This window comes from Campylobacter sp. IFREMER_LSEM_CL2090 (assembly GCF_025771865.1).
GTDB lineage: Bacteria > Campylobacterota > Campylobacteria > Campylobacterales > Campylobacteraceae > Campylobacter_D > Campylobacter_D lari_D.
Map to the genome: position 1 here is coordinate 1 of NZ_JAKMRA010000036.1, position 657 is coordinate 657.

Below are 657 nucleotides of genomic sequence, written 5' to 3' on the forward strand. Positions count from 1 at the left end.
CAAGAGTGATAAAAGCAAACGGTTTTTAAGAAGTTTAGTGAATTTTTAGAAGAACATCATATTTTTCCTATAAATTCTAATATAGGAAAAGAGATATCTAAAAATTTTATCTCATCTAATGATAATATAATTAATAATATAGCAAATATAGCACTTGTTACAAAAGAATCTAATAATAAAATCAATAATAAAAATCCAAGCACATATATAAAAGAGTTGCTAAATAAAAAAATACAAGATAATCAACAAGAACAATTTTTTAAAGATTTAGAAACACATTTTATAACAAAAGATATGGTTGAATATTTATGTAATGATGATTTTGAGAATTTTATTATTAGTCGAACAGCTTTAATTTATGATTATATGAAAAACATTACTTAAATTCATAGGATAACTATGTTATCCTAACTATAAAATTGTATATCAACAAGATATAGTAAAAACTTTAAATAATTTTTATTTTAAGCTTTCTAGCATAAAATTCATCATAATCCAAACGCTTGAAAGTATAGTTACTGTAGTTGCTACTGCAGTACCTAAAAGCCAATAAAGTGCTTTTTGCTTAGCGCTAGAAATTTGTTCTGAGAATTCAGTTTTAACTTCAGCTATTTCAGTTTTAACTTCAGCTATTTTGGTGTTAATAATTCCTTCTAA

At 23.3% G+C, this 657-nt stretch carries 1 protein-coding gene and 1 pseudogene; one reads left to right on the forward strand and one right to left on the reverse strand.

Features of this window, described 5'->3' with window-relative positions; genetic code table 11:
- Positions 1–216 precede the first annotated feature (216 nt).
- A complete protein-coding gene (locus L8V85_RS08460; protein ID WP_158512111.1) occupies positions 217–384 on the forward strand; it encodes a hypothetical protein in 168 nt (55 codons plus the stop codon).
- 75 nt (positions 385–459) lie between these two features.
- Here L8V85_RS08460 and L8V85_RS08310 read toward each other — a convergent pair.
- Positions 460–657, reverse strand: a pseudogene (locus L8V85_RS08310) (hypothetical protein); the annotation flags it as partial.